Source organism: Streptomyces sp. NPDC087901, from assembly GCF_044742205.1.
Classification (GTDB): domain Bacteria; phylum Actinomycetota; class Actinomycetes; order Streptomycetales; family Streptomycetaceae; genus Streptomyces.
This window is the reverse complement of record NZ_JBIUUC010000005.1, coordinates 368,742-394,844: the sequence shown is the minus strand read 5'-3', so window position 1 is coordinate 394,844 and position 26,103 is coordinate 368,742. Positions and strand designations below refer to the sequence as shown.

The 26,103-nt window shown below is 69.8% G+C and carries 20 protein-coding genes; 14 read left to right on the top strand and 6 right to left on the bottom strand.

Translation table 11 applies throughout. From position 1 onward, the window contains the following. Nucleotides 1–72: 72 nt before the first annotated feature. Nucleotides 73–1,356, top strand: coding sequence for a streptophobe family protein (locus tag ACIOEW_RS18930; protein WP_401964757.1), 1,284 nt, complete (start codon nucleotides 73–75; stop codon nucleotides 1,354–1,356). 4 nt (nucleotides 1,357–1,360) lie between these two features. On the opposite strand, the gene ACIOEW_RS18925 is transcribed toward ACIOEW_RS18930, so the two are convergent. The 5 genes from ACIOEW_RS18925 to ACIOEW_RS18905 all read right to left on the bottom strand — a co-directional run bounded on the left by ACIOEW_RS18925 (nucleotide 1,361) and on the right by ACIOEW_RS18905 (nucleotide 7,875). Further along, complete coding sequence (locus ACIOEW_RS18925; protein ID WP_362555683.1) at nucleotides 1,361–2,383, bottom strand: serine/threonine-protein kinase; 1,023 nt, start codon at nucleotides 2,381–2,383, stop codon at nucleotides 1,361–1,363. After that, entirely contained in the window at nucleotides 2,383–2,988 is a 606-nt protein-coding gene (locus ACIOEW_RS18920; protein WP_401964756.1) for a hypothetical protein, read from the bottom strand. Before ACIOEW_RS18920 ends, ACIOEW_RS18925 begins: the two co-directional genes overlap by 1 nt. A gap of 9 nt (nucleotides 2,989–2,997) precedes the next feature. Next, complete coding sequence (locus ACIOEW_RS18915) at nucleotides 2,998–5,343, bottom strand: FHA domain-containing protein (protein WP_401964755.1); 2,346 nt, start codon at nucleotides 5,341–5,343, stop codon at nucleotides 2,998–3,000. A gap of 122 nt (nucleotides 5,344–5,465) precedes the next feature. After that, nucleotides 5,466–7,106 carry a phosphoglucomutase (alpha-D-glucose-1,6-bisphosphate-dependent) gene (gene pgm, locus ACIOEW_RS18910; protein WP_362555677.1) on the bottom strand — a complete coding sequence of 547 codons (1,641 nt, stop codon included), beginning with the start codon at nucleotides 7,104–7,106 and terminating at the stop codon, nucleotides 5,466–5,468. Nucleotides 7,107–7,152: 46 nt separating this feature from the next. Next, on the bottom strand, nucleotides 7,153–7,875 hold the full coding sequence (locus tag ACIOEW_RS18905; protein ID WP_401964753.1) for a 4'-phosphopantetheinyl transferase family protein: 723 nt from the start codon (nucleotides 7,873–7,875) through the stop codon (nucleotides 7,153–7,155). 201 nt (nucleotides 7,876–8,076) lie between these two features. Between ACIOEW_RS18905 and ACIOEW_RS18900 the strand changes: the two genes are divergently transcribed. After that, entirely contained in the window at nucleotides 8,077–8,571 is a 495-nt protein-coding gene (locus tag ACIOEW_RS18900; protein ID WP_401964751.1) for a GNAT family N-acetyltransferase, read from the top strand. A 206-nt stretch (nucleotides 8,572–8,777) separates the two neighbouring features. Here ACIOEW_RS18900 and ACIOEW_RS18895 read toward each other — a convergent pair whose 3' ends face one another. Then, nucleotides 8,778–9,299, bottom strand: a complete 522-nt coding sequence (locus ACIOEW_RS18895) for a hypothetical protein (protein ID WP_401964750.1) — start codon at nucleotides 9,297–9,299, stop codon at nucleotides 8,778–8,780. A gap of 495 nt (nucleotides 9,300–9,794) precedes the next feature. Here ACIOEW_RS18895 and ACIOEW_RS18890 point away from each other — a divergent pair, with 495 nt between their 5' ends. The 12 genes from ACIOEW_RS18890 to ACIOEW_RS18835 all read left to right on the top strand — a co-directional run bounded on the left by ACIOEW_RS18890 (nucleotide 9,795) and on the right by ACIOEW_RS18835 (nucleotide 26,085). Continuing rightward, nucleotides 9,795–14,084, top strand: coding sequence for a discoidin domain-containing protein (locus tag ACIOEW_RS18890; RefSeq protein WP_401964749.1), 4,290 nt, complete (start codon nucleotides 9,795–9,797; stop codon nucleotides 14,082–14,084). Between the two features lie 213 nt (nucleotides 14,085–14,297). Further along, nucleotides 14,298–15,722, top strand: a complete 1,425-nt coding sequence (locus ACIOEW_RS18885; RefSeq protein WP_401964748.1) for an extracellular solute-binding protein — start codon at nucleotides 14,298–14,300, stop codon at nucleotides 15,720–15,722. Between the two features lie 91 nt (nucleotides 15,723–15,813). Continuing rightward, complete coding sequence (locus tag ACIOEW_RS18880) at nucleotides 15,814–16,773, top strand: sugar ABC transporter permease (RefSeq protein ID WP_362555665.1); 960 nt, start codon at nucleotides 15,814–15,816, stop codon at nucleotides 16,771–16,773. Between the two features lie 15 nt (nucleotides 16,774–16,788). Further along, the gene (locus ACIOEW_RS18875; protein ID WP_362555663.1) at nucleotides 16,789–17,748 is read left to right on the top strand and encodes a carbohydrate ABC transporter permease; all 960 of its coding nucleotides are present in this window, start codon (nucleotides 16,789–16,791) and stop codon (nucleotides 17,746–17,748) included. Between the two features lie 142 nt (nucleotides 17,749–17,890). After that, nucleotides 17,891–19,516, top strand: a complete 1,626-nt coding sequence (locus ACIOEW_RS18870) for a glycoside hydrolase family 13 protein (RefSeq protein WP_401964746.1) — start codon at nucleotides 17,891–17,893, stop codon at nucleotides 19,514–19,516. Nucleotides 19,517–19,617: 101 nt separating this feature from the next. Next, nucleotides 19,618–19,944, top strand: a complete 327-nt coding sequence (locus ACIOEW_RS18865; RefSeq protein WP_350989761.1) for a cupin — start codon at nucleotides 19,618–19,620, stop codon at nucleotides 19,942–19,944. 89 nt (nucleotides 19,945–20,033) lie between these two features. Beyond that, on the top strand, nucleotides 20,034–20,660 hold the full coding sequence (locus ACIOEW_RS18860; RefSeq protein ID WP_401964745.1) for a GNAT family N-acetyltransferase: 627 nt from the start codon (nucleotides 20,034–20,036) through the stop codon (nucleotides 20,658–20,660). 100 nt (nucleotides 20,661–20,760) lie between these two features. Next, nucleotides 20,761–21,633, top strand: a complete 873-nt coding sequence (locus ACIOEW_RS18855) for an ABC transporter substrate-binding protein (protein WP_401964743.1) — start codon at nucleotides 20,761–20,763, stop codon at nucleotides 21,631–21,633. Between the two features lie 149 nt (nucleotides 21,634–21,782). Next, nucleotides 21,783–22,046 carry a type B 50S ribosomal protein L31 gene (locus tag ACIOEW_RS18850; RefSeq protein WP_401964741.1) on the top strand — a complete coding sequence of 88 codons (264 nt, stop codon included), beginning with the start codon at nucleotides 21,783–21,785 and terminating at the stop codon, nucleotides 22,044–22,046. 203 nt (nucleotides 22,047–22,249) lie between these two features. Continuing rightward, a complete protein-coding gene (locus tag ACIOEW_RS18845) occupies nucleotides 22,250–23,269 on the top strand; it encodes a LacI family DNA-binding transcriptional regulator (protein ID WP_401964739.1) in 1,020 nt (339 codons plus the stop codon). A 68-nt stretch (nucleotides 23,270–23,337) separates the two neighbouring features. Next, on the top strand, nucleotides 23,338–25,020 hold the full coding sequence (locus ACIOEW_RS18840) for an ABC transporter substrate-binding protein (protein WP_401964737.1): 1,683 nt from the start codon (nucleotides 23,338–23,340) through the stop codon (nucleotides 25,018–25,020). Between the two features lie 87 nt (nucleotides 25,021–25,107). Beyond that, complete coding sequence (locus ACIOEW_RS18835; RefSeq protein ID WP_401964736.1) at nucleotides 25,108–26,085, top strand: ABC transporter permease; 978 nt, start codon at nucleotides 25,108–25,110, stop codon at nucleotides 26,083–26,085. Nucleotides 26,086–26,103 lie beyond the last annotated feature (18 nt).

Here is a 26,103-nt window from a genome sequence, read left to right as displayed (position 1 = left end):
GTGAGGCCCGCAAGCCGACGCGGTCGGCCCACCCGAGGGGCGGCCCGCAGCGCGGCTGCCTAGCGTGGGCCCGTGAGCACACAGGGATCGGACGGCCGGAGAGGTGCGGGAGTCCGCGTCGCACACGGCTGGGGCGACGCCCTCCTGACCGTTCTCGCGGGACTCGTGGTCATGGGCATCACCGCCGCCCTCGGCCTGTGGGCGGCCGGCGCGGCGGAACTCCCCGGCGGCTCCTTTCCCCGCGTGGTCGCGGCCGTCGTCGTCATGGCGGCGGGCGGGTCGGTCGCCCTGTCGGGGAACGCGGGGGAACTCGCCAGGACGCACGCGGACATCTCGGCGCTGCCGCTCTCGGTCACCCTCGTCGGCGCGCTGGTCCTCGCCGCCGGATTTCTGCGCCCCCTGAGACACCGCGCCGTCGCCACAAGCCGCGAACTGGTCGGCTGGGCCGGCCGGATCGCGCTGCTGTGGGCTCTGGTGCTCATCGGCCTGTCCCTCCTGGCCCGGCAGACCTTCGACATCTCCGGCGCCGACCCGACGGGCGGAGTCATCGGTGAGGTGCTCGACGCCTCGCCACGGGTCGGATTCCGGGCCGAGATCCCGCTCACCCTCGTCCTCGGTCTGTTCTGGCTGGCAGGCGTCCTCGTCCTGGCCCTGCTCGTCTCGCCCGGCGCGCCGCTCCCTGTCCGGCTGGTGCGCTTTCAGGAATCGGTGCGCCCGGCCGCGTACGCGATGGTGGCGCTGTTGCTCGCCTACGTGCTGGTGGGTCTTGTCATCGCACTCGTCGTCGTCGTGACCCGAGGGCAGCCGGCCGAGACGTTCGCGGTGATCCTGCTCGGACTGCCCAACCTCGTCTGGCTGGTGTTCACGCTGGGCCTCGGGGCGTCCTGGGAGGGAAAGGTGGCCGGGCCGTTCGGGCTCCCGATGCCTCAGGTACTGGACTCCGTCCTGCGGACTCCGGACCTCTCCACCCTGAACATCAGCACGCTCGCCGAGCAGGACGGCCGCGTCTGGTGGTGCGTCGTCGCTGCCGCACTGCTCACCCTGGCGGCCGCCTTCCTGATGGCGGCGCGCTCACCGGCCCGGATGCGCCCCTGGCAGCACGCCCTGCACATGGCGGCGGCGCTCGCCCTCACCGTGCTCGCCGTGTGCCTGCTCGTCAGGATCTCCGCGCACTACGGACTGTCCCTGCTGGGCCTCGGCGACCTCGGCGGCGGGCTGGGCGGCGAGGTCCTGCTGCGCCCGCGTCTCTGGGGCGCCCTCGGACTCGCCCTGCTGTGGGGGCTCGTGACCGGATTCATCGGCGCGCTGCTCGCGGCCCGCGTCCACCGGCGCGGCGAGGTGGGGACGACCCCGTGACACGTCAGGGCCCGGACCGCCCGTGAAACACGGGCAGCGCCCACCGCGGAGGCGCGGGCGGTGGTCCGGGGCCCGACTGCCATCCGCCGATCCGCCGGTCCACCTGCGTCGGCGGATGGGCGTCCCGCACTTCGCCCCGGGCCGCGGCGCGCAGCGCGGCCACGAACTGCAGACAGGAGTCGTAGCGGTCGTCCGGGCTCTTGGACAGGGCCTTCGCCAGCACCGCGTCGATGCCCGTCGGAAGGTCCGGGCGCAGCCCCGTCAGCGGCGGCGGTGGATCGAACTGGTGGGCCCACAGCAGTGCCATGTCGTCGTCCCGCTGGAACGGCGGGGCGCCGGCCATCGTCTCGTGCACGACACACGCGAGGCTGTACACATCGCAGCGCCCGTCCACCGGGCGGCCCGAGATCTGTTCGGGCGCCACGTAGTCGAGCGTTCCGACGAACTGGCCCACGGAGGTGAACCCGGTCAGCGACAGCGATTTCTTCGTCAGGCCGAAGTCCGTCAGGTACACATGCTCCGGATGGTCGCTGTCCGTGCCCGCCGCGACCAGGATGTTGCCCGGTTTGACGTCCCGGTGCACCAGATCGTGGTCGTGGGCGGCATCGAGCGCCGACGCCACCTGGGCCGCGATCCGGACCGCGGTCCCGAGGGGGAGCGGCCCCTGCCGGTCGATGAGAGCACGCAGATCCTGACCGGCCACGTAGCGCATGGCGATGTAGAGGATGCCCGCGGTCTCACCGGCCTCGAAGACCGGCACGATGTGCGGGTGGTCGATCGCGGCCGCCACCCGCGACTCATGTGTGAAGCGCTTGCGGAAGGTGTCGTTGCGGGCGAGTTCGGGGGCGAGCAGCTTGAGCGCGACCGTGCGGTCCAGCCGCAGATCCCTGGCCCGGTAGACGACCGCCATCCCGCCGCGGCCGATCTCGCCCTCCACCAGGTAGTCCGCGATCTGCCGGCCGATCAGGTCGGAGGGCCGTCCCGGAGGCAGCGAGGAGTCGTCCGGCGGGCCGGTGGCCGGGGCCATCACGCATCACCCGGCCGGGTCCGCGGATGCGCGGCGGGGTCGACGAGCCGGGTCGCCTCCGGTCCCGGGGCCTGTGCGGGCGCCTGCGGACCACCGTCCGGCGGGGCCCGGCTCGGGCGGCCGGGGCCGCCCGCCGCCGCGTAGGTGTTCAGCCGGGTTCCGTCGGTGTACACCCAGCGCTCGTGCTCCGCGTCGTACAGCCACACGGCCTCGCCGTCGACGACCACGCCGGCGCGCAGCCCCTGGGTGCGGCGCCGGAAGGTCTCACCGTCGATGCGGCCCTCGGCGAGTTCCTCGGATGCCCGGCGGAACCGGTCCAGCGACTCCTGTACCCGGGCCATCAGCGGCCGCGGGTCCGCCGTGCGGGTCATCGGCTGACCGGCCTGCGGTGGGTCGTGCGGCACGGACACGAGGAGCCGGCCGTCGACCCAGGCCGACCAGCCGTTGGCGCACAGCACCTGCCCCCAGTCGCCGCGCCGGTCGAGCAGTTGCACGGGCAGCAGCGGGTCGAGCGGTTCGGTGGGCCGGGAGACGTCGGGCGCCTCCCAGGCCGGGAGTCCGTCCCGGGGCACGACATGGGTGGGACGGAAGTCCTCGCTCTCCATGGGCCGCTCCTACTTCCGCATGATGGCGGGCTCGTGCCGGCGCAGGAGCCTGGCCACCGCGAATCCGAAGACGGCGGACAGCACCACCAGCATCCCCATGTCGAGGAGCCAGATTCCGGCGGAGTGCTCGAACAGGGGGTCCGCGGTCAGCTTCCCGGGCACGATCCTGGCCAGGCCGATCGTCCCTGCCATGGCGCCCAGCGCCCAGCGGGACGGGATCAGCCAGGACAGCTGCTCGATGCCGGGCACCCCGTGCAGCTTCAGCAGTGCGCCGCAGAAGACGACCTGGACGATCGCGAGCAGCACCAGGAGGGGCATGGTGACCTCCTCCTTGCGCACCAGCGCGGACACCAGGAGGCCCAGCATCATCGCGGTGAAGGACAACAGGGCCACCGTCAGGGTGATTTCGGCAAGCGGCGGCAGGAGCACCCCCTGCCCGCCCGGGGCGTTGAGATCGACACCCACGAGACCGACCAGGGTCAGCACGACGGCCTGGAGCACCGTGATGGTGCCCAGGACCACGACCTTGGACATCAAGTACGCGGATCTGGACAGGCCGACTGCACGTTCCCGCTGGTAGATCACCCGTTCCTTGACCAGTTCCCGGACGGCGTTGGCGGCACCCGTCAGCACACCGCCAACACACAGGATGAGCAGCGCGTTCATCGCTGTCTCCTGGGTCAGCCGGCTTCCGGCGAGGGCCCGTGTCATGGCGCCCATCACGAACGGCAGCGCGATCATGATGACGAGGAACGTCCGGTCGGCGCTCAGCGCGGCCGCGTACCGCCGCACGAGGGTCCGCAGCTGCGCACTCCAGCTGCGGGTCTTCGGGGGCGGCGCGACCGCCGCGGCCGCGGCGTGCGGCAGCTGGGGCTGTGAACTGGCGTTGTCGATGTACTGCCGGTGGAAGGGGGAGGCGGCGTACTCCTCGGCCCAGGGCCGGTCGCGGTCGTTCTCGAAGGCCTCGAATGCCTCCGGCCACTCGGCGAAGCCGAAGAAGGCCAGCGCGTCCTCGGGCGGGCCGTAGTAGGCGATCTTCCCGCCGGGTGCGAGCACCAGCAGCCGGTCGCACACGTCCAGACTCAGCACACTGTGCGTGACGACGATGACCGTGCGCCCGTCGTCGGCGAGGTCGCGCAGCATGTGCATGACCGAGCGGTCCATGCCGGGGTCGAGGCCCGACGTCGGTTCGTCGAGGAAGAGCAGCGACGGTTTCGTCAGGAGCTCCAGCGCCACACTCACCCGCTTGCGCTGGCCACCGGAGAGACTGTGGATCGGCTGGCCGGCCCGCTGTTCGAGTCCGAGCTCGCGCACCACTTCGGCGACCCGCTCCCGGCGCTCCGACTTTGCGGTGTCCTGGGGGAAACGGAGCTCCGCGGCGTAACCCAGCGCCCTGCGGACGGTCAGCTGGGCGTGCAGGATGTCGTCCTGGGGCACCAGCCCGATGCGCTGACGCAGTTCGGCGTAGTCGTGGTAGAGATCCCGGCCGTCGTAGAGGACGGTCCCCTCGTCGGCGGGGCGGAGTCCGGTCAGGGCGTTCAGGAGTGTGGACTTGCCCGCGCCGCTGGGCCCCACCACACCCAGCAGGCACTTCTCGCCCACCGGGAAGGTGACATGGTCCAGCAGCGTCCTGCGGCCTCTGTCGACGGTCACCGCCAGGTCCTGAACGTCGAGCGACACCTCACCGGTGTCGACGAACTCCTGCAGCGTGTCCCCGACCAGGCAGAAGGCGGAGTGCCCGATGCCGACGATGTCTCCGGGGGAGACGGGTGCACGGTCGGCAGGCTGGCCGTTGAGAAAGGTGCCGTTGTGCGAGCCGAGGTCGACGATCTCGTACGTGCCGTCCGTATGGGACAGCAGCTCGGCATGGCGGCGCGAGACGCTCAGATCGTCGACGACCAGGTCGTTCCCGGACCCGCGGCCGATCCGTACGGTGCGGGACGGCAACGGCCGTACGGTGGTCGGCTGCCGGAACGTGCCGGTCGCGGCGGGCATGGAGACGGCCGACGGACGGTCCGGTGCGGGCGCCGGCGCGGGCCGGACCCTCAGCACGGCCTGTGGCCCGTCCTCGGGATGGCCGAAGCGGATGAGGGTGCCGGGCCCGACGTCCGATTCATGGATGCGCCGGCCGCCGGTGTAGGTGCCGTTCGTGCTGGCCTCGTCCTCGATCGACCAGTGGCCGTCGAGCGGCCTGAGTACCGCGTGATGCCACGAGACCCGGCCGTCGTCGATGACGATGTCGCTCAAAGGGTCGCGGCCGACGTGGTATTCCCGGCTCGGACTCATCACCGTGGGTCCTGCGTCGGTTTCGAGTACCAGCTCGGGCGCAGTCGGGGCGACAGGCCGCTCTCCCATGCCCGAATTCTATCGACCGGTACGGTTATGTGCCCAGCCAGCCGACTGTGTGCGGGGGCGTGCGGGGGAGGAGCGAAGCCGTCTCCCCCCGTACCGGCATGTGTGGGGGGAGACGGCTCGCATCAGGCGTTCAGGGCGTCGGAGACGACGGCCTTGGCCTCCTCCTGGACGCGGGCGAGGTGCTCGGTGCCCCGGAAGGACTCCGCGTAGATCTTGTAGACGTCCTCGGTGCCCGACGGCCGTGCCGCGAACCAGGCGTTCTCCGTGGTCACCTTGATTCCACCGATCGCCGCCCCGTTGCCCGGCGCCGAGGTGAGGACGGCCGTGACCGGTTCGCCCGCCAGGGTGTCGGCGCTGACCTGCTCGGGGGACAGCCGTGCAAGCACTGCCTTCTGCTCGCGGTCCGCGGGGGCGTCGATCCGGGCATAGGCCGGCTCACCGAACCGGGCGGTCAGCGCGGCGTAGTGCTCGGACGGCGAATCGCCCGTGACCGCGAGGATCTCGGAGGCGAGCAGGGCCAGCAGGATGCCGTCCTTGTCCGTCGTCCAGACAGACCCGTCACGGCGCAGGAACGAGGCCCCGGCCGATTCCTCGCCACCGAAGCCGAGCGACCCGTCGGCGAGGCCGTCCACGAACCATTTGAAACCGACCGGCACCTCGACCAGCCGCCGGCCGAGATCGGCGGCTACCCGGTCGATCATGCCGGACGACACCAGGGTCTTGCCGATGCCCGCACCCGCCGACCAGCGGTCCCGGTGCGTGTACAGGTAGTTGATGGCCACGGCGAGGTAGTGGTTCGGATTCATCAGCCCCGCGTCCGGGGTGACGATGCCGTGCCGGTCCGCATCGGCATCGTTGCCGGTGGCGATCTGGTAGCGGTCACGCTGCCCGATGAGCGAGGCCATCGCGTACGGCGAGGAGCAGTCCATCCGGATCTTGCCGTCCCAGTCCAGCGTCATGAACCGCCAGGTGGGATCGGTGAGCGGATTGACGACGGTCAGGTCGAGCCGGTGCTGCTCGGCGATGCGGCCCCAGTACGCGACCGAGGCACCGCCCAGCGGGTCGGCGCCGATCCGTACCCCGGCCGCGCGCACCGCGTCCAGATCGAGCACCGACGGCAGGTCCTCCACATAGGTGCCCAGGAAGTCGTACGTTCCGGTCGACGCAGCTGCCAGCGCCCGGACGTACGGCATGCGGCGCACGTCCTTGAGACCGCCGGCGATGATCTCGTTGGCCCGGTCCTGGATCCAGCCGGTCGCCTCCGATCCGGCCGGGCCGCCGTTCGGCGGGTTGTACTTGAACCCGCCGTCACCCGGCGGATTGTGCGAGGGGGTGACCACCACACCGTCGGCGAGGTGCGCGTCGCGGCCGCGGTTGTACGTGAGGATGGCGTGCGAAACCGCCGGCGTCGGGGTGTAGCCGTCGGCGGAGTCGATGAGCACGGTCACGTCGTTCGCGGCGAACACCTCGATGGCGGTGACCCGCGCGGGCTCCGAGAGTGCGTGGGTGTCGGCCCCGAGGAAGAGCGGCCCGTCCGTGCCCTGCAGCGCCCGGTACTCGCTGATCGCCTGGCTCGTCGCCGCGATGTGGTCCTCGTTGAACGCGGTGGACGTCGACGACCCGCGATGCCCCGAGGTGCCGAAGGCGACCCGCTGGCCAGGTTCGGCCGGATCGGGGTGCAGCGTGTAATACGCCGTCACCAGCCGTGCCACATCGGTCAGGTCCTCCGGACGCGCCTGCTGTCCGGCTCGTGTCTGCGGCATCTGCCACTCCTCCGTATCGGTCGGTCGGTACGATCTGCCCGCCCCGCTATTTTCGCCGGTCGCCGACATGGGCGGGCGGCCGCCCCGCCGCACGGACGGCCACCGCCGCCGCGTATCCGGCGGGCACCTCGACATCGGTGACCGTCCAGCCCGCCGGGCCAGGCCCGGGCCGGGGACCGGTGCCCACGTGCTCGGCCGCGAGGCCGCCGGCCAAGCCGATGCCCTCGCCCTTCAGGTAGGCCTCCTTACGGGTCCAGACCCGGCCGAAGGCGGCCGGCCGCTGCTCGTCGGGAAGCTGCGCCAGCTCGCGGGACTCCGCCGGGTGCAGCTGACCGGCGATCCCGGACACGACCCCGGGCTCCGGGACCCGCTCGACGTCCACTCCCACCGGCACGTCCGCGAACGCCAGCAGCGCCACTCCGCGCGTGTGCGACAGGGAGAAATGCACACCACCGCCGGTCGCGGGGCGGCCGTGCGGGCCACCACAGGACGGACACGGCTCGCGAGTGAGAGGCACGGCACCGGGAGCGACGCCCAGCCGGGCCCCGAGCAGCAGCCGCAGGGCCACATGCGCAGTGACATAGCAACTGCGGTCGGCAGCGACGGCCAGACGTGCCGCCCTGTCGAGTTCACCGGCATCGAGGATCTCCGGGGCGAGCCGCTGCGCATGCCCGCCGTGCCGAACCGCGTCCACCAGCCACAGTGAGGGGACACCGGGCGGAGGACGGAGGGGTGTGATCCGCTGGCGGTCCTCGGGAAACGCGAACATGCCGGGCTGATACACCGTTACGTCGATTCCTTCGCCGGGGAGGGCGCCGTGAGAGCGTGTCACGGCGGAGCGGTCACCGATATCCTATGGAGATCCGGACAGGGTCCGACGTATGTTCGATCACGGTGTGGCCAGTTCATCGCGCTCACGAGGTGCGGCGGGCCTTTCGGGCCACCGGCCCCTTCGGACAGGAGACCCCGGATGTCATCGGACAGCCACCCGCACACGGACCCGGTAATGCTGCGGGAGGCACGCGTCGAGGACGCCGACCGCCTCACCCGGATCTTTCTCGACTCACGCGCCGCCGCCATGCCGTACCTGACCCGGGTGCACAGTGACGAGGCGACACTTGGCTGGATGACCCACGTCGTACTGCCCGACACCGACGTCTGGGTGGCCGAGCTCCCGGAGGGCGGGGGAGAGGCGGAGCCGGTCGGCTTCGTCTCGGTCGACGGCGATGAGCTCGAGCACCTCTATCTGCGCCCTGACGCGCGGCGCCGGGGCATCGGAACGCTGCTGCTCGCGAAGGCCAGGGAGCGCAGCCCGCAGGGGCTCGCCCTGCACACCTTCCAGCGCAACTCCGGTGCGCGCGCCTTCTACGAGCGGCACGGATTCACCGCCGTCGAGTTCGACGACGGCAGCCGCAACGAGGAGAACGAGCCGGACGTCAGATACCGCTGGAGCCCGGCGGTCTGAACCGGCAGGCTCCAGCGACGGGTTGAATCGGTTTGCTTCAGCGGCGCGTTGACCGGTGGGTTGAACCGGCCGACTCCAGCGGCGCGTTGAACGTCGGAGCGTTGAACCGATGGGCTGAGCCGGTGAGCTGAGCCGGTGGGCGTGCGCAACCGGAGGAGGCGAGCGGGGTCCGAGGCCACCGGGCCCCGCTCGTCGTCGAGTCGTGATCAACTCGTCGATCGGTGAGGCGGGGGACCGGAGTCGATGCGCCGGCCCCAGGCGGCGCGCGCATGGGCCGCGGCCAGTACTGCCATGGCGGCGGTGGCGGCCGCGGCGATCGCGAAGCCGCCGTGCGCCCCGGAGGCGTCCACCGCGCGTCCGGACATCGCTGCCGCACCGGCCGATCCTGCGGCGCTCGCCGAGTTCAGCCAGGTGAACGCCTGGGTCAGAGCGGCCCGGTCCACGGACGCCGCGGTGAGCACCGAGGAGAGCACCAGGACCGGGGGGACGGCCAGGCCGGTGACAACGAGCACGAGCCCGAGCCCGAGCTCCGCACATGAGCCGGCCGCGAGCAGCGGCAGGCAGCTGAGCGCCAACCATGCTGTCATGAACGCCAGTTGTACCTGCGGTGCGCCGCGCCACCGGCGCAGACCGTAGAGCCAGCCGGCCAGCAGGCCGGCGCAGTTGGACAGCACGTAGAGCGGCGCGGCCGTCTCCGCCGCGCCGCGCTCCACGGCGAAGGCCGTCACCGAGACCGCATGGCGCCGGGGAGCAGGGACGCACACCCCACGCCGACTCCCATCGCCGGGCAGGGATCTCTCGGATGGTCTCGGACGTACAAGCAGACCGACCCTAAGGCTCTCCGGACGGCCGCGTCGAGACGCTCCGATCAGCCAGCCGCCTGGCCACCCAGCCGCCCGGCCACCCCGCCTCCCCCTCCGAACTGGCACCTTTCAGCGCCTTTCATATATGCGCAAATTCTTTGCGTGAAGTGGGGGTGGGTGGACGGCTGGTCACTGTGGCGCCAAATGCCTTGATTGTCACGCTAGTTGTAGCGGCACGGTGTAGTCCGTTTAGGTTCCTTCTTCTGTCGCAACAGTGGACGCGTTCTCAATTCTCTGCAACTCTCTGACCGCAAAACGCAAAAGTCCATCCTGTTGGTGCAGGAATTCATGCCTCAACAGGTACGCAGACAGAGCCGCGCCTTGGTCGCGCCCTGCGCCGAGGCCGAAGATCGGGGACATATGAGAACGCAACGCTGGCGACGGCGGGTCCTTTCCGCCACCCTCACCACCAGCCTGCTCGTGGTCGGCTGGCCGGCGCTCAGCGCGTCGGCTGCCGGCGGTCCGAACATCGCAGCCGGTCACAGGACGGCAGCGAGCAGTGCCGTCGGCGGGAGAGCCGCCGGAAACATCGCAGACGGAGACCAGTCGACGTACTGGGAAGGGTCGGGCAGTGCCCTGCCCCAGTGGGTGCAGAGTGATCTGGGCAAGGTCACCCGCATCGACAGGATCACCCTGAAGCTTCCCGGGGAATGGAAGAGCCGCCGGCAGACCCTCTCGCTCCAGGGCAGCGCCGACGGCACCAGCTTCACCACGCTGAAGACCTCGGCGGTCTACACCTTCGCGCCGGGCAGCTCCAACAAGGTGACCATCGACATCCCGGCGACCCGGGCACGGTTCGTGCGGGCGAACATCACCGCGAACACCGCGTCGAAGAACGGCCAGCTCGCCGAGCTGGAGGTGCGCGCGGCGGCGGAGTCGTCGGTGAACCTCGCGGCCGGCCGCACGCTCACGGCCAGCAGCTACACCCAGACCTACGTGGCTGCCCACGCCAACGACGGCAACGCCGCCAGCTACTGGGAGAGCCGCAACGGCGAGCTGCCGCAGTGGATCCAGGCCGACCTCGGCTCCTCGGTACGGGTGGACCGGGTGGTCCTGCGACTGCCGGACGGCTGGGAGACCCGCAGCCAGACGCTGAAGATCCAGAGCAGCACCAACGGCACGGACTTCAGCGACGTGACGCAGCCCAAGGCGTACACCTTCAGCCCCACGGCCGGCGAGTCGGCGACGGTCTCCTTCGACGCCACCACCACCCGCTATGTGCGCGTGCTTGTCAGCGCCAACACCGTCCAGCCGGGCGCCCAGGTCTCCGAGCTGGAGATCTACGGCCCCGAGTCGGGTGACACCCAGGCGCCGACCGCACCCTCGCAGCTGGCGTACACCGAACCGGCCACCGGCCAGATCAAGCTGACCTGGAACGCGTCGACGGACAACACGGTCGTCACCGGCTACGACATCTACGCTGACAACGCACTGCTCACCAGCGTGGCCGGCAACGTCACCACGTTCACCGACACACGCCCGACCGGCACCACCGTGTCCTACTACGTCCGCGCCAAGGACGCGGCGGGCAACGTCTCGGCGAACAGCAACACCGTGACCCGGACGGGAGGCACCGGCGACGCCCAGGCGCCGACCGCACCGGCCGGCCTGAGCTTCACCGAGGCGACCGCCGGGCAGATCAAGCTGGTCTGGCAGGCGTCCTCCGACAACAAGGCGGTCACCGGGTACGACGTCTACGCCAACAACGTGCTGCGCAAGAGCGTCGCCGGCGATGTCACCACCTACACGGACGCGCAGTCCACCGGCACCACGGTCTCCTACACCGTCCGGGCCAAGGACGCGGCGGGCAACGCCTCGGGCGACAGCAACACCGTCACCCGCAACGGCAGCACCGGCACGGCGTCCAACCTCGCGATCGGCAAGCCCATCACCGCCTCGTCCGTGGTCCACACGTTCGTCGCGGAGAACGCCAACGACAACAGCGTGACCACCTACTGGGAGGGTGCCGGGGGCAGCTACCCCAACACCCTGACGGTGAAGCTGGGTGCCAACGCCGACACGGAGAGCGTCGTCGTCAAGCTCAACCCGGACAGCAGCTGGGGGGCCAGGACCCAGAACATCCAGGTGCTCGGCCGTGAGCAGAGTGCCTCGGCGTTCACCAGTCTGGTCGCGGCCAAGGACTACGCGTTCAGCCCGGGCAGCGGTAACACGGTGACCATTCCGGTCAGCGGCCGGGTCGCCGACGTCCAGCTGAAGTTCACCTCCAACACCGGATCGGGCGCCGGTCAGGTCGCGGAGTTCCAGGTGCTGGGAGCTCCGGCACCCAACCCGAACCTCCAGGTCAGCTCGGTGACGGCGGCCCCGTCCGCGCCGGTCGAGTCGGACCCGGTCACGCTCACCGCGACGGTGCGCAACAGCGGTTCGGTCGCGGCACCGGCGAGCAAGGTCGAGTTCCGGCTCGGCGGCTCCAAGGTCGCCACGGCGTCCGTGGGCGCGCTGGCGGGCGGGGCCTCCGCCCAGGTCAGCGCCGACATCGGGCCGCGCGACGCGGGCACGTACGCACTGAGCGCGGTCGCCGACCCGGCGAACGAGGTCATCGAGCAGAACGAGACCGACAACACCTACACGAGCACGACCGGCCTGGTCGTGAAGCCGGTCGCCAGCTCGGACCTGGTCTCCACCGGGGTCAGTACCTCTCCGTCGGCCCCGTCCGCCGGTCAGAACGTCGCCTTCTCGGTCGCCATCAAGAACCAGGGCACGGTGGCGTCCGCCGCCGGCGGCCACGCCATCACGCTGACCCTGCTCGACTCCAAGGGCGCCACGGTGAAGACCCTCACGGGCACCTACACCGGGGCGATAGCCGCGGGGGCGACCGGCGCCCCGGTGAGCCTGGGCAGCTGGACGGCGGTCAACGGCTCGTACTCCGTGAAGACGGTGATCGCCGACGACACCAACGAACTCCCGGTGAAGCGCGAGAACAACACCGCCACCAGCTCGCTCTTCGTGGGACGCGGCGCCAACATGCCGTACGACATGTACGAGGCGGAGGACGGGGTCACCGGCGGCGGCGCGCAGGTCGTCGGCCCGAACAGGACCGTCGGCGATGTCGCGGGCGAGGCATCCGGCCGTAAGGCCGTCACCCTCAACAGCACCGGCAACTACGTCGAGTTCACCACCAGGGCGAGCACCAACTCCCTGGTGACCCGCTTCTCCATCCCGGACTCCGCGGGCGGCGGGGGCATCGACTCCAAGCTGAACGTCTATGTGGACGGAACCTTCCTCAAGGCGATCGACCTCACCTCGAAGTACGCGTGGCTGTACGGCGCCGAGACCGGTCCGGGCAACTCCCCGGGTTCGGGTTCGCCGCGGCACATCTACGACGAGGCGAACATGCTGCTGGGCAGGACCGTCCCGGCCGGCAGCAGGATCAGGCTCCAGAAGGACGCAGCGAACACCAGCACGTACGCGATCGACTTCATCAGCCTGGAGCAGGCGACGCAGATCCCGAACCCGGACGCGGCCGCGTATGCCGTTCCTGCCGGGTTCACCCACCAGGACGTCCAGAACGCCCTGGACAAGGTCCGGATGGACACCACGGGCAAGCTGGTCGGCGTCTACCTGCCGGCCGGTGACTACCAGACCGCGAGCAAGTTCCAGGTGTACGGGAAGGCCGTCAAGGTCCTCGGCGCGGGTCCCTGGTACACCAGGTTCTTCGCGCCTTCCGGCCAGGAGAACACCGACAACGGCTTCCGTGCCGAGGCCAGTGCCAAGGGCTCGTCGTTCGCGAACTTCGCGTACTTCGGGAACTACACCTCGCGCATCGACGGCCCCGGCAAGGTGTTCGACTTCTCCAACGTCTCGGACATCGTGATCGACAATGTCTGGAACGAGCACCAGGTGTGCCTCTACTGGGGCGCCAACACCGACAGCATCACCATCAGGAACTCCCGCATCCGGAACACGTTCGCCGACGGCATCAACATGACCAACGGCTCGACGGACAACCATGTCGTCAACAACGAGTCCCGGGCCACCGGTGACGACAGCTTCGCGCTGTTCTCGGCGATCGACTCCGGCGGCGCAGACATGAAGAACAACGTCTACGAGAACCTCACCTCCCTGCTGACCTGGCGGGCCGCGGGCGTCGCCGTCTACGGCGGGTACAACAACACCTTCCGCAACATCCTCATCGCGGACACCCTGGTCTACTCCGGCATCACGGTCAGCTCCCTGGACTTCGGCTACCCGATGAACGGCTTCGGGACCGATCCGACCACGGTCGAGAACGTCTCCGTGCTCCGCTCCGGCGGCCACTTCTGGGGGTCGCAGACTTTCCCCGGCATCTGGCTGTTCTCCGCCTCCAAGGTCTTCCAGGGCATCCGGATCAACCACGTGGACATCGTCGACCCGACGTACAGCGGCATCATGTTCCAGACCAACTACGTAGGAGGACAGCCCCAGTTCCCGATCAAGGACACGATCCTGACCGACATCTCGATCTCCGGCGCGCGCAAGAGCGGCGACGCCTACGACGCCAAGTCCGGCTTCGGGCTGTGGGCCAACGAGATGCCCGAGGCAGGCCAGGGGCCCGCCGTCGGTGAGGTGACCTTCAACGGTCTGAAGCTCAGCGGCAACGCCCTGGACGTGAAGAACACGACGTCCACCATGAAGATCAACGTCAACCCGTAACAGACACCGTTCCCGGGGGCGCCGTCCGGCTTGCCGGACGGCGCCCCGTGCTGCGTACGCGCGGTCGCCGCACGCCGCGTGCGGAGTGCTGTCAAACTTTTACGAAAACTGCGCGAGATATTGCGTTCACATGTCACCGCTGGTTGAGTGTGCCTCGCCCCGGCAGAGAGTCGGCCGAGGGCCATCCACGCTCATGCCCAAAGGGGACCATCGATGAGAAGTGCTGGGTTGCGCCGCACACGCCGTATCAGCCGTGCCTCCGCGGCTGCCCTTGTCACCGCACTTGCCCTGACCTCGCTCGCCTCCTGCGGCACGAGCAGCAGCAAGGACGGGGACTCGAACAGTGCGTCCAAGGGATCGTCCGACCCTTCCGCCCCGCTCGACCCGAAGGCGAAGGTGACGATCTCGATCGACTGCATGCCGCCGGCGGCCAAGGCCGCGGAGCTGCGCGAGTGGAACGAGGACATCAAGACGTTCAACAAGAAGTACCCGAACGTCACGATCAACGGAAAGTCCACCTCCGGACAGTGCAACGAGCCGCCCCGCTTCACCGCCATGCTGAAGGGGAAGTCGCAACCCGACGTCTTCTACGCGTACTTCACCGACCTCCAGCAGGTGCTCGACAACGACGGAGCCGAGGACATCTCCGCCTACGTCACCGACAAGACCGTGCCCGCACTGAAGGACATCCAGCCCCAGGTCATCGACGTGGCCCGCAAGGACGGCAAGCTCTACGCCCTGCCGACCAGCAACTACACCATGGGCCTGATGATCAACCGGAAGCTGTTCACGCAGGCAGGTCTCGACCCGAACACCCCGCCCGCCACCTGGGACGAGGTCCGCACCGCGGCCAAGAAGATCGCGGCCCTGGGCAAGGGCATCGCCGGTTTCGGCGAGTACAGCGCCGGCAATAACGGTGGCTGGCACTTCGCCGCCACCCAGTACGGCCTGGGTGGGGATGTCGTCGACGCCTCGGGCAAGAAGGCCGCTTTCAACGACGCCGCCGGCAAGCAGGTCCTCCAGCAACTGCACGACATGCGGTGGGAGGACGACAGCATGGGCAAGACCCAGCTGCTGAAGTGGGGCGACCTGCAGAAGCAGATATCCAGCGACAAGCTGGGCATGTTCCTCGCCGCCCCCGACGACATCGCATACATGGTGCAGCAGCTCGGAGCCACGTACGAGACCTTCGGCCTGGGCCCGATCCCCGGCGCCAAGGGCACCCTGTTCGGCGGCAACAACTACATGATCAAGAAGGGCAGTTCGCCCGACCAGATCAAGGCCGCCGTCGCCTGGCTGAACTTCAAGAACCTCAGCCCGGGCAAGGGCCAGTTCGACTGGGCCCGCACCAAGGCCGACAAGCTTCCCGTCGGGCTTCCGCAGCCGAACTTCTTCCTGGGTGACAGCAAGGCCGAGGACGACGCGTCACGCACCGCCAACGCCTCGATGCCCATCGAGAACTTCAAGGCCTTCATGGACAACCCCGTCCAGGGCAAGGCCGAGCCGCCGAAGGCGCAGGAGATCTACAAGATCCTCGACAACGCCATGTCCGGCGTGCTGACCAATGAGGACGCCGACATCGACAAGCTGCTCTCCACCGCCGAGCAGCAGGTCAACCAGGTTCTGGCGAACCAGTAACGGACGCGCGGGACCGGGTCACGCGGACCCGGTCCCGCATCCGGACCCGTCCGACTGCGCTCGAAGTTCACCGGCACCGAGGAGACACACCATGTCGGCCCCTACTCTGTCCTCCCGCAAGGAGACCGGGCCCCGCCCAGGACATCCGGCCCCCGCCCGCCGGGACTCCGCCCGCGAGGAGTTCCTGCGCGCCGTGCGCCGCAACATCTCCGCACACGGCTTCCTGATCGGAGCGGTGCTCTGCTTCTCGCTCTTCTCCTGGTACCCGATGGTCCGGGAGTTCGTCCTGGCCTTCCAGAAGACCGAGAACGGCGAGACCACCTGGGCCGGCTGGTCCAACCTGACCTACGTCTTCAACGACCCGGCGTTCTGGCAGGCCTGGCGCAACACCCTGCTGTTCACCGTTCTCGCCCTGCTGCTCGGCTTCGTCGTCCCGTTCGTCGTCGCCGTCGTCCTCAACGAGTTCCGGCACGGGCAGGGCTATCTGCGGCTGCTGGTCTACCTCCCCGTGATGCTGCCGCCCGTCGCCTCCGTCCTGCTGTTCAAGTACTTCTACGACCCCGGATACGGACTCTTCAACCGCATCCTGGACGTCTTCCACCTGCCCGCCCAGCAGTGGCTCCAGGACACCGACACCGCCATGCTCTCGGTCGTCATCGCGGCGACCTGGATGAACATGGGCGGCGCGACCCTGATCTACCTGGCCGCACTCCAGGGCATCCCGGGGGAGCTGTACGAGGCGGCCGAACTGGACGGTGCGGGGCTGCTGCGCAAGGTCTGGCACGTCACCATCCCGCAGACCCGGCTCATCCTCTCGCTGCTCCTGCTCATGCAGGTCATCGCGACGATGCAGGTCTTCACCGAGCCGTTCCTGCTCACCAACGGCGCCGGCCCGGAGGGCTCCACCACCACCGTCGTCTACCTCATCTACCAGTACGCCTTCAACTTCAACAACTACGGCAGCGCGGCGGCACTCGGCCTCGTCCTGCTCGTCGTCCTCGCGGGATTCTCCGCGGTGTACGTACGACTGAGCCGCAGCAGCGAAGACTAGGACGGGAGCACGACCATGGCATCGAACACGCTTGTCTCCCGGCGCGGGAGCGAGGCGCGCAGAGCGGACCGGCGCGGGTCCGGACGCGCTGCGGACCTCGGGCGCCAGCGGACCCTGATCTCGCCGGCCCAGCTCGGCAGACCCCGCGGCAAGGCCTTCTACTGGATCGTCTTCACCGTGGTGATCATCCTGTTCACGGTGGCCTTCCTCGGGCCGCTCTACTGGATGGTCACCGGTGGCCTCAAGACCACCCAGGAAGTCGTGCAGAGCCCGCCCACCGCTTTCCCCAGTTCGCTCCACACCGAGAACTACAGCCAGGCCTGGACCGTGATGGACCTGTCCAAGCTGCTGTTCAACACCCTGTACTACGCCTTCGGCGCGCTGGCCTTCCAGCTCGTCTTCGACGTCGCGGCCGCGTACTCGCTGTCCAAGCTCCGGCCGGTGTTCGGCAAGGTCATCCTCGGGATGATGCTGGCCACCCTGATGATCCCGGCCACGGTACTGGTCGTACCCCAGTACCTCACCGTCCTGGACGTCCCGGTCTTCCAGCGCAATCTGGTCAACTCGCCCTGGGTGATATGGCTTCCGTCGGTCACCAACGCCTTCAACATCTTCCTGCTGAAGCGGTTCTTCGACTCCATCCCGCGAGAACTCCTCGACGCCGCCGCGATCGACGGTGCGTCGCCGCTGCGCACCCTGCGCTCGATCGTTCTGCCGATCTCGCGGCCGATCCTCGGCGTCGTCTCCATCTTCGCCGTCGTCGGGGTGTGGAAGGACTTCCTCTGGCCGATGCTCACCCTGCCCGACCCCGGCAAGCAGACCCTGAACGTGGGCATCTACTCACTGGCCAGCGGTGTACCCGAGAACGTCCTCATCGCCGCGCTCACCATCGCGTCGATACCGACGCTGCTGATCTTCCTGCTCTTCCAGCGCAACATCATGAGCGGTCTGACCGCAGGCGGCCTCAAGGGCTAGGGCCATGCCCCTCCGGGACCGTGCCCCGCAACGCCGGGGTCCCGTCCGCCGCCTTCCCCTCAGCACTCCGCCGCCGGCCCTCCCGTCCTGCCCCGCTCGCCGGGCCGGCGGCGGAGTCCCACCTGCCCGAAAGGAACGCCACGTGGCAGCCAACCGTCCGTCCGAGGCCACCGCGAACTGGTGGCGAGACGCCGCCATCTACCAGATCTACGTACGCAGCTTCGCCGATGGCGACGGTGACGGCACCGGCGACCTCGCAGGGGTCCGGGCCAAGCTGCCCTACCTCGTCGAACTGGGCGTGGACGCACTCTGGTTCACCCCCTGGTACCTCTCACCGCTCGCGGACGGTGGCTACGACGTGGCCGACTACCGCACCATCGACCCGGCGTTCGGTACCCTCGCCGAGGCCGAGAAGCTGATCGCCGAGGCCCGTGAACTGGGCATCCGCACCATCATCGATGTCGTTCCCAACCACGTGTCCGACCAGCACGCGTGGTTCCGGGCCGCCCTCGACGCCGGCTCCGGCAGCCCCGAACGCGACCTCTTCCACTTCCGTGCCGGGCGCGGCGCCGACGGCGAGATCCCGCCCAACGACTGGGTCTCCGAATTCGGCGGCACACCCTGGACCCGGCTGGACGACGGGGAGTGGTACCTCCACCTCTTCGCCACCCAGCAGCCCGACCTCAACTGGGCACACCCGGCGGTCCGTCAGGAACACGAGGACGTGCTGCGCTTCTGGTTCGAGCGCGGGGTCTCGGGCGTCCGGATCGACTCGGCGGCCCTGCTCGCCAAGGACCCGGCGCTGCCCGACTTCGTCCGGGGCAGCGACCCGCACCCCTTCGTCGACCGTGACGAGCTGCACGACATCTACCGCTCCTGGCGTGCCATAGCCGACGAGTACGGCGGCGTCTTCGTCGGCGAGGTGTGGCTCCCGGACACCGAGCGGTTCGCCCGCTATCTGCGCCCCGACGAGCTGCACACCGCCTTCAACTTCAACTTCCTGGCCTGCCCCTGGGACGCCGGGCTGCTGCGGACCGCGATCGACGACACGCTCGCCGAGCACGCGTCGGTCGGCGCGCCGGCCACCTGGGTCCTGTGCAACCACGACGTGACCCGCACCGTCACCCGCTACGGCCGGGCGGAGACCGGGTTCGACTTCGCGGCGAAGACCTTCGGCACCCCCACCGACCTCGTCCTCGGCACCCGCCGCGCCCGCGCCGCGGCGCTCCTCTCCCTGGCCCTGCCCGGCGCCGCCTACCTCTACCAGGGCGAGGAGCTCGGACTGCCGGAGGCCGACATCCCGCTGGACCGCATCCAGGACCCGATGCACTTCCGCAAGGGCGGCACCGACCCCGGACGCGACGGCTGCCGGGTACCGCTGCCCTGGTCGGCGCAGGAACCGCACGCCGGATTCGGCGCCTCCACCGCACCCTGGCTCCCGCAGCCGGCCGGCTGGTCCGCGTACGCCGCCGACCTTCAGGGCGGCGACCCGGACTCGATGCTCAGCCTGTACCGCGAGGCCCTGCGACTGCGCCGGACCGAACCAGGGTTCGACACGGCGGGCGAGCCCGGGATACGCCGGCTGACCTGGCTGGACGCGGCGCCCGAGGTGCTCGCCTTCACCCGGACCGACGGTCTCGTCTGCGTCGTCAACCTGGCCGCCGAGGCCGCCGAGCTGCCCCCGCACACCAGGATCCTCCTGGCCAGCGGCCCCCTGGACGAGGCGGGGAGGCTGCCGCAGGACACCGCGGTCTGGCTGCGCGTCTGACCGCCGGGCCGAGGACCACCTGCCGACGGACCCGGTCGCGCGCGGCACGACCGGGTCCCGCAGGATCGCGGGGGAGAGAGGGCTGCGGCACAGTGGGGCATATGGACGCACCGAATGATCTGAATGCCCTGGCCGACGAGCACCTGGCCGCAGCCCGCACCTCCCCGCACGGCCGCAGCGCCCACCTCCTGCTCCATGAGGACCCGCTGCGCCAGACCGTCATCGCGCTGGCCTCGGGCCGAGCCCTCGACGAGCACAACGCCCCGCCCGCCGCCTCCCTGCAGGTGCTGCGCGGCTCGGTGCGGCTCACCGCCGGGTCGGGCGACGTGGAACTCGCCGCCGGACAGCTGCACCCGATCCCCCAGGAACGGCACGGGCTCCTCGCCCTGGAGGACGCGGTGGTGCTGCTGACGGCCGTCAACGGCTGACGCTCCGGTCGGCCGACGCGGCCGTGGTGCGCGACGAAATCCTTCCCGGCGCCTTGTGGGAGCGCTCTCAGGATCGGCAGGATGGGCCGGTGACCCTGCTTCCCGGCCCACGGGCCTATCAATCGGACGACCGCGCGGCCCTCGCCGACATCTGCGTCCGCACGGCCGACAACGGCGGAGACTCCCGGCACCTGTACCCGGACCACGAGCTGATGCCGTCGGTCTTCGCCGCGCCCTACGCCTACCTCGAACCCGACCTGGCCTTCGTTCTCGACGACGGGACGGGCCGGGCGGTCGGATACATCCTCGGCACCGCCGACACACCGCGCTTCGTGACGGATTTCCGCACGCGCTGGCTGCCCCTGGTCGAGGACCGTTACCCGCGGCCGGACGGAGCGCCGCGGACTCCCAGCGACGAGATGATCGGCCTCCTGCACAACCCGGAGCGGATGGTCCTTCCCGAACTCGCGGACCACCCCGCCCACTTGCACATCGACCTGCTGCCCGACTGGCAGCGCCAGGGGTACGGGAAAGAGCTGATGCGCACCTTCCTCGCGGCCCTGAACGCCAAGGGGGTCAAGGGCGTTCACCTGTCCATGCTCACCGCCAACACCCCGGCCAGGGTGTTCTACGACCGGCTCGGTTTCGCCGAGATCGAGGTCCCGGACCCCGGCCCCGTCACCTACCTCGTGCGCTCCACGGTGGCGGACCTGTAGTCCATCGCCGCCGCCGTGGGTGCCACGCGGGTTCGCTGGGCAGGAAGTCCGGGACGAGACCGCGACGGGGGCGGGCAGCCAGTGGCGAGAGGTATGTGAAGTGAGAGAGCGGACCGTGTGGGAATTCTCCGACGATCGTGGACAGGTGGCGAGTGCCGGGAGGCGCCCGACGCGGGTCCTCGCCTATGTCCAGGCCGGTGCGACCTTATGGGATCACGGCATCCGCCCGAGCGGGATATTCGGCTCGGGGCACGACGATCCCGCGGTGCCGGACGCGGCGAAGACCGGATCGCTGCCCCTGACCGACGTCGCGTACGCCGGGGCGGGCGCCACGCTGGACGTGGACGCGCTGCTGAGCGGTGAGCCGGACCTCGTGGTGGCCGTCAGCTACGGCGGCGGCCAGGTCTACGGCCTCGATCCGGAGACGGCCAAGCACCTGGAGGGGCACGTCCCGGTCGTCGTCATCGACGTCGGCCAGGCGCGCACCCTCGCGGAGATCGGTGACCGGTTCGCCGAGTTGGCCCGGTCGCTCGGCGCCGCGGAGCCCGCGGCGGCCACACAGGAGCTCGACGCCGCCCGGGACCGGCTGCGCGCCCTCACCTCGGGCGCGGACAGGGCGAGGGTCCTCGCCCTGTCCCCGGCCGGTCAGGAACAGGCACATCTGGCCCGCCCCCGCATGTGGCCCGAGCTGCGGGTCCTGGCCGAGCTCGGCGTCTGCCTCGTGGAACCCGCGGAGGGGCCCGGTGCGAACTGGTCCACGGTCGGCTGGGCGCAGGCCGCGGCGCTGCGCCCGGCCGTCGTGCTCGCCGACATCCGGGCCAATGCCACCCCGCTCGACGAGCTTCGGACCAACGAGCGCTGGACGTCGGTCGAGCGCTCCGCGCGCGTGGTGCCGTGGAACCCCGAGCCGGTGTGCAGTGCCCGGGCCCATGCGCGGTTCCTGGACCTGGTGGCCGACGCGCTGGAGGCGTAGCGGCGCGAAGGCGGACAGGCCCGGTCGCTCGGAGGCCGGCCCGCCCCGTCGATGCCCCGGACGGACGTGTGCGATCGCGAGGGCCGTCCCGGTTGGCCAGGCTGGCCGGGAGAGCACCGCGCCCGTACCCGCACACTCCAGGAGCAGGCATGCAGCAGGACAAGCATCCTTCGTACCGCCCCGTCGTCTTCCGCGACCGTTCGGCGGGCTATGCCTTTCTGACCCGGTCCACCGCGTCGAGCGAGCAGACGATCGACTGGGACGACGGCAACAGCTACCCCGTCATCGACGTGGAGATCTCGGCCGAGAGCCATCCGTTCTTCACGGGGAAGGCGCGGGTCGTCGACTCCGAGGGGCAGGTCGCCAAATTCGAGCGCAGGTACGGCGAGGAGGGCGGCACGGACGCCTCCTGACCCGCGCACCGGCCCGAGCCCCCTCCCCACACGCGCCCGAGTCCTCCGGCCCGCTCGACCAGCCCGCGGGACTCTGTCCGTCACCCCTCTTGACATGGTTGGCCAACCCCTCGTAACTTGCGTGCAACATCCTACTAACGCGCGTTACTAAAGCGCGTAACCAATCGGCGGTCCGCTCCGGCGGGACGCAGGGGGTATCCGAAGTGGCCACGAACAAGGCGCGACGCGTGACGATGAGCGATGTCGCCCGCCATGCCGGCGTCTCGCGCACCACCGTCTCCTTCGTTCTCAACGAGCGGGCCGACGCGGGCATCCCCGAAGAGACCCGGGTCCGTATCCGGGCCTCGATCGAGGCGCTCGGATACCGGCCCAACGCCGGGGCGAGGGCGCTCGCCGCCAAGCGCAGCGAGTGGTACGGCCTGATCACCGAGATCGTCACGGCGCCCTTCGCCGTCGATGTCATCAAGGGAGCCCAGGACCGGGCCTGGGCCGAGGGGAAGTTCCTGCTCATCACGGCGGGGGACCGGGATCCGGCGATGGAGGCCGCGGCCTTCGACAAGCTGCTGGAGCAGCGCGCCGAGGGTCTGCTGTACGCCACGACCTGGCACCGCGCCGTGACCCTGCCGCCCGCCGCCCGTGAGGTGCCGGTCGTCCTGGTGAACTGCTTCGACGCGGACGGCGCCCTGCCATCCGTGGTGCCCGACGAGGTGGCGGGCGGTCACACCGCCACCCGGCGGCTGCTGGACGCGGGCCACCGCCGGATCGGGTTCATCAACCTCGACACCGGCATTCCGGCCGCCGTCGGCCGGCGCCAGGGGTACGAACAGGCGCTGCGCGAGGCCGGGATCGGCATCGACGACAGCCTCGTCGTGCCCGGCCACGCCACCGCCGACGGCGGGTACGCGGCCGCCTGCGTACTGCTCGACCGCGAGGACGGCCGCCCCACGGCGCTGTTCTGCGGGAACGACCGCACGGCGATGGGCGCCTACGACGCCATCAAGGAACGCGGACTGCGGATCCCGGACGACATCGCCGTCATCGGATTCGACAACCAGGAGCTCATCGCCGCCTACCTGCGGCCCGGGCTCACCACGGTCGCCCTGCCCTTCGAGGCTATGGGGGCCGAGGGCGTCGAGATGCTCGGCGCCCTCACAGCGGGTCAGCCGCTCACCACCACACAGGTGACGGTCGACTGCCCGCTGATCGAACGCTCGTCGGTCTGACTGCGAATCAGTCCGACGGGAACCCTCACCCGTCTTCGGCGTATTGAAGAGAGAGAAGAAACCACATTATGGCACCGTCGATACGCGCCGGCCGCCTCCGGCCCGCCGTGCTCGTCGCTCCCGCCCTCGCCGCGGCCCTGCTGCTCACGGGCTGCAGCGGCACCGGAACGAACACCGCGGGGGACACCTCCGGCCACCAGCTCCTGACGATTCCCCGCGAGGATTTCGCGACCTTCACCAGGAACTTCAACCCGTTCGCCCCCGGCCAGGTGGTGGCCCCGATGACCACCCAGGCGATCTACGAGGCGATGCTCGTCTACAACCCCGCCGACGGCAAGGCCACCCCGTGGCTCGCCGCGTCCTGGAAGACGTCCGCGGACGGCAGGACGGTGACCTTCACCCTGCGCGACGGCGTGAAGTGGTCGGACGGCAAGCCGCTGACCGCCGAGGACGTCGCGTACACCTTCGGTCTGCAGAAGAAGCTGCTCGGCGGCTACGAGTACCTGCGCTCGGCGAAGGCCGAGGGTGCGAACAAGGTCGTCTTCTCGCTCACCAAGCCCTACTCGCCCGGTCTGTTCGAGCTCGGCAAGCAGATCATCGTGCCCAAGCACATCTGGGAGAAGGTCAAGGACCCGGCGAAGGACACCAACCCGAATCCGGTCGGCACCGGCCCGTACACCCAGGTCGCCAACTTCCAGAGCCAGTCCTACGAGCTCCGCAGGAACCCCTCGTACTGGCAACCGGAGAAGCAGCGGATCGAAGGCATCCGGGTGCTCGGCTTCTCGGGGAACGACAGCGCCAACCTGGCCTTTGTCAACGGTGAGGCCGACTGGACCCAGTCGTTCATCCCCGATGTGGCCAAGAGCTTCGTGTCCAAGGATCCCAAGCACAACACCTACTGGTACCCGAAGACCGGCTCGATGGTCGACTGGGCGATGAACACCACCAAGGCGCCGTTCGACGACGTCGAGGTGCGCAAGGCGCTGAGCCGGGCCGTCGACCGCGAGAGCGTCACGAAGGTCGGCATGAACGGCTACACGCAGCCCGCCGACTGCACCGGCCTGTCCGGCGGTTATGACACGTGGCGCGACAAGAAGCGCGCCGCCTCCTGCACCTGGACGAAGCACGACGCCGCCGCTGCGGCGAAGGCGCTCGACGACGCCGGGTACAGGAAGGGCTCCGACGGCAAGCGGAAGCTCAGGAACGGCAAACCGTTCGCCTTCGACCTCTCGGTCGGCTCGGCCTCCTCGGACTGGCTGTCCGTCGCCAACATCATCAAGCAGAACCTCGCCGGGATCGGCGTCACGGTCACGGTGAAGTCCCCGGACTGGGCCGCGGTCGTCAGCGACTACGAGAGCGGGAACTACGACACCGGGATCGTCTGGAGCGACAACGGAGCCACTCCGTTCCAGTTCTACCGGACCACGATGGGCACCGAATCGGTCGAGCCCGCCGGCACCAGGACGGTGAGCAACTACCACCGCTTCGGCGACAAGCGGGCCGACGCGCTCCTCGACGATTTCGCCGCCGCGTCCGGCAAGGCGGGGCAGCGCGCCGCCGTCGACGGACTGCAGAAGCTGTTCGACGAGGACGCCCCCGTCGTCCCGCTGTTCCCCGGCCCGGAGTGGGGCGCCTACACCGACACCCGGTTCACCGGCTGGCCCACGGAGGACAACCCGTACGCCACGCTCACCAACCGCGGCGACACCACCGTCCTCGTCCTGACGAGCCTCAAGCCCGTCAAGAACTGACCGCACGGTCACCCCGCCACTCCGGTGGCCCGCCCGCGCCGACATCCCGGGCGGGCCGCCGGCCCTCATAGATTCGGAGAGGGACCAGTGCGTTACCTCCTGCGCAACCTGGGCTTCTACCTGCTGGCCTTCTGGGCCTCCGTCACCCTGAACTTCATGCTGCCGCGCTTCATGCCGGGCGACCCCGTCTCCCGGATGTTCGCCCGCTCCCAGAGCCAGATGCGGCCCGAGCAGCTCGACCAGCTCCGCCGGCTCTTCGGCCTGGACCACCGCCCGATGTGGCAGCAGTACCTCGACTACGTGAGGGACGTCTGCACCGGGAACATGGGCATCTCGATCTCCCGTTTCCCCACCCCGGTCTCCGAGGTCATCGCCTCCCAGATCGGCTGGACGCTGCTGCTCGGCGGCACCGCCCTCGTCATCGCCGCAGTCATCGGCAACCTGCTGGGCATCCTGGCGGCCTGGCGGCGCGGCGGCGTCCTCGACTCGGTGTTCCCGCCGCTGCTCGTCTTCGCCGGCTCGTTCCCGTACTTCTGGCTCGCCATGGGCGCGCTCTACCTGTTCGGCATGACCCTCGGCTGGTTCCCCATGCGGCACGCCTTCGACGTCGGCCTCAGCCCCGACCTGTCCTGGGCCTTCGTCTCCAACGCCGCCTCGCACCTCTTCCTGCCCGCCCTGACCATCGTCCTGGTCTCGGTCGGCGGCTGGATGCTCGGCATGCGCAACACGATGATCGCCACCGTGGCCGAGGACTACATCACGATGGCCGAGGCCAAGGGGCTGCGCCCCAGCCGGATCATGTTCCGGTACGCGGCACGCAACGCGATGCTCCCCTCCGTCACCAACTTCGGCATGGCGCTCGGATTCGTGGTCGGCGGCGCGCTGCTCACCGAGGTCGTCTTCGCCTATCCGGGCGTCGGCTTCCAGCTGCTCGCCGCCGTCCAGGGCCTCGACTACCCGCTGATGCAGGGGATCTTCCTCACCATCACCGCCGCCGTACTTGTCGCCAACTTCCTCGTCGACCTCGTCTACGTCCGACTCGACCCGCGTGTGCGCGTCCGCTGAGCGGCCGGACAAGGAGAA

Excerpts from the sequence above, each read along its gene's own strand:
- ACIOEW_RS18925 (WP_362555683.1), bottom strand. The coding sequence starts at position 2,383 with ATGGCCCCGGCCACCGGCCCGCCGGACGACTCCTCGCTGCCTCCGGGA.
- ACIOEW_RS18920 (WP_401964756.1), bottom strand. The coding sequence starts at position 2,988 with ATGGAGAGCGAGGACTTCCGTCCCACCCATGTCGTGCCCCGGGACGGA.
- ACIOEW_RS18915 (WP_401964755.1), bottom strand. The coding sequence starts at position 5,343 with ATGGGAGAGCGGCCTGTCGCCCCGACTGCGCCCGAGCTGGTACTCGAA.
- pgm (WP_362555677.1), bottom strand. The coding sequence starts at position 7,106 with ATGCCGCAGACACGAGCCGGACAGCAGGCGCGTCCGGAGGACCTGACC.
- ACIOEW_RS18905 (WP_401964753.1), bottom strand. The coding sequence starts at position 7,875 with ATGTTCGCGTTTCCCGAGGACCGCCAGCGGATCACACCCCTCCGTCCT.
- ACIOEW_RS18900 (WP_401964751.1), top strand. The coding sequence starts at position 8,077 with ATGTCATCGGACAGCCACCCGCACACGGACCCGGTAATGCTGCGGGAG.
- ACIOEW_RS18890 (WP_401964749.1), top strand. The coding sequence starts at position 9,795 with ATGAGAACGCAACGCTGGCGACGGCGGGTCCTTTCCGCCACCCTCACC.
- ACIOEW_RS18885 (WP_401964748.1), top strand. The coding sequence starts at position 14,298 with ATGAGAAGTGCTGGGTTGCGCCGCACACGCCGTATCAGCCGTGCCTCC.
- ACIOEW_RS18880 (WP_362555665.1), top strand. The coding sequence starts at position 15,814 with ATGTCGGCCCCTACTCTGTCCTCCCGCAAGGAGACCGGGCCCCGCCCA.
- ACIOEW_RS18875 (WP_362555663.1), top strand. The coding sequence starts at position 16,789 with ATGGCATCGAACACGCTTGTCTCCCGGCGCGGGAGCGAGGCGCGCAGA.
- ACIOEW_RS18865 (WP_350989761.1), top strand. The coding sequence starts at position 19,618 with ATGGACGCACCGAATGATCTGAATGCCCTGGCCGACGAGCACCTGGCC.
- ACIOEW_RS18850 (WP_401964741.1), top strand. The coding sequence starts at position 21,783 with ATGCAGCAGGACAAGCATCCTTCGTACCGCCCCGTCGTCTTCCGCGAC.
- ACIOEW_RS18840 (WP_401964737.1), top strand. The coding sequence starts at position 23,338 with ATGGCACCGTCGATACGCGCCGGCCGCCTCCGGCCCGCCGTGCTCGTC.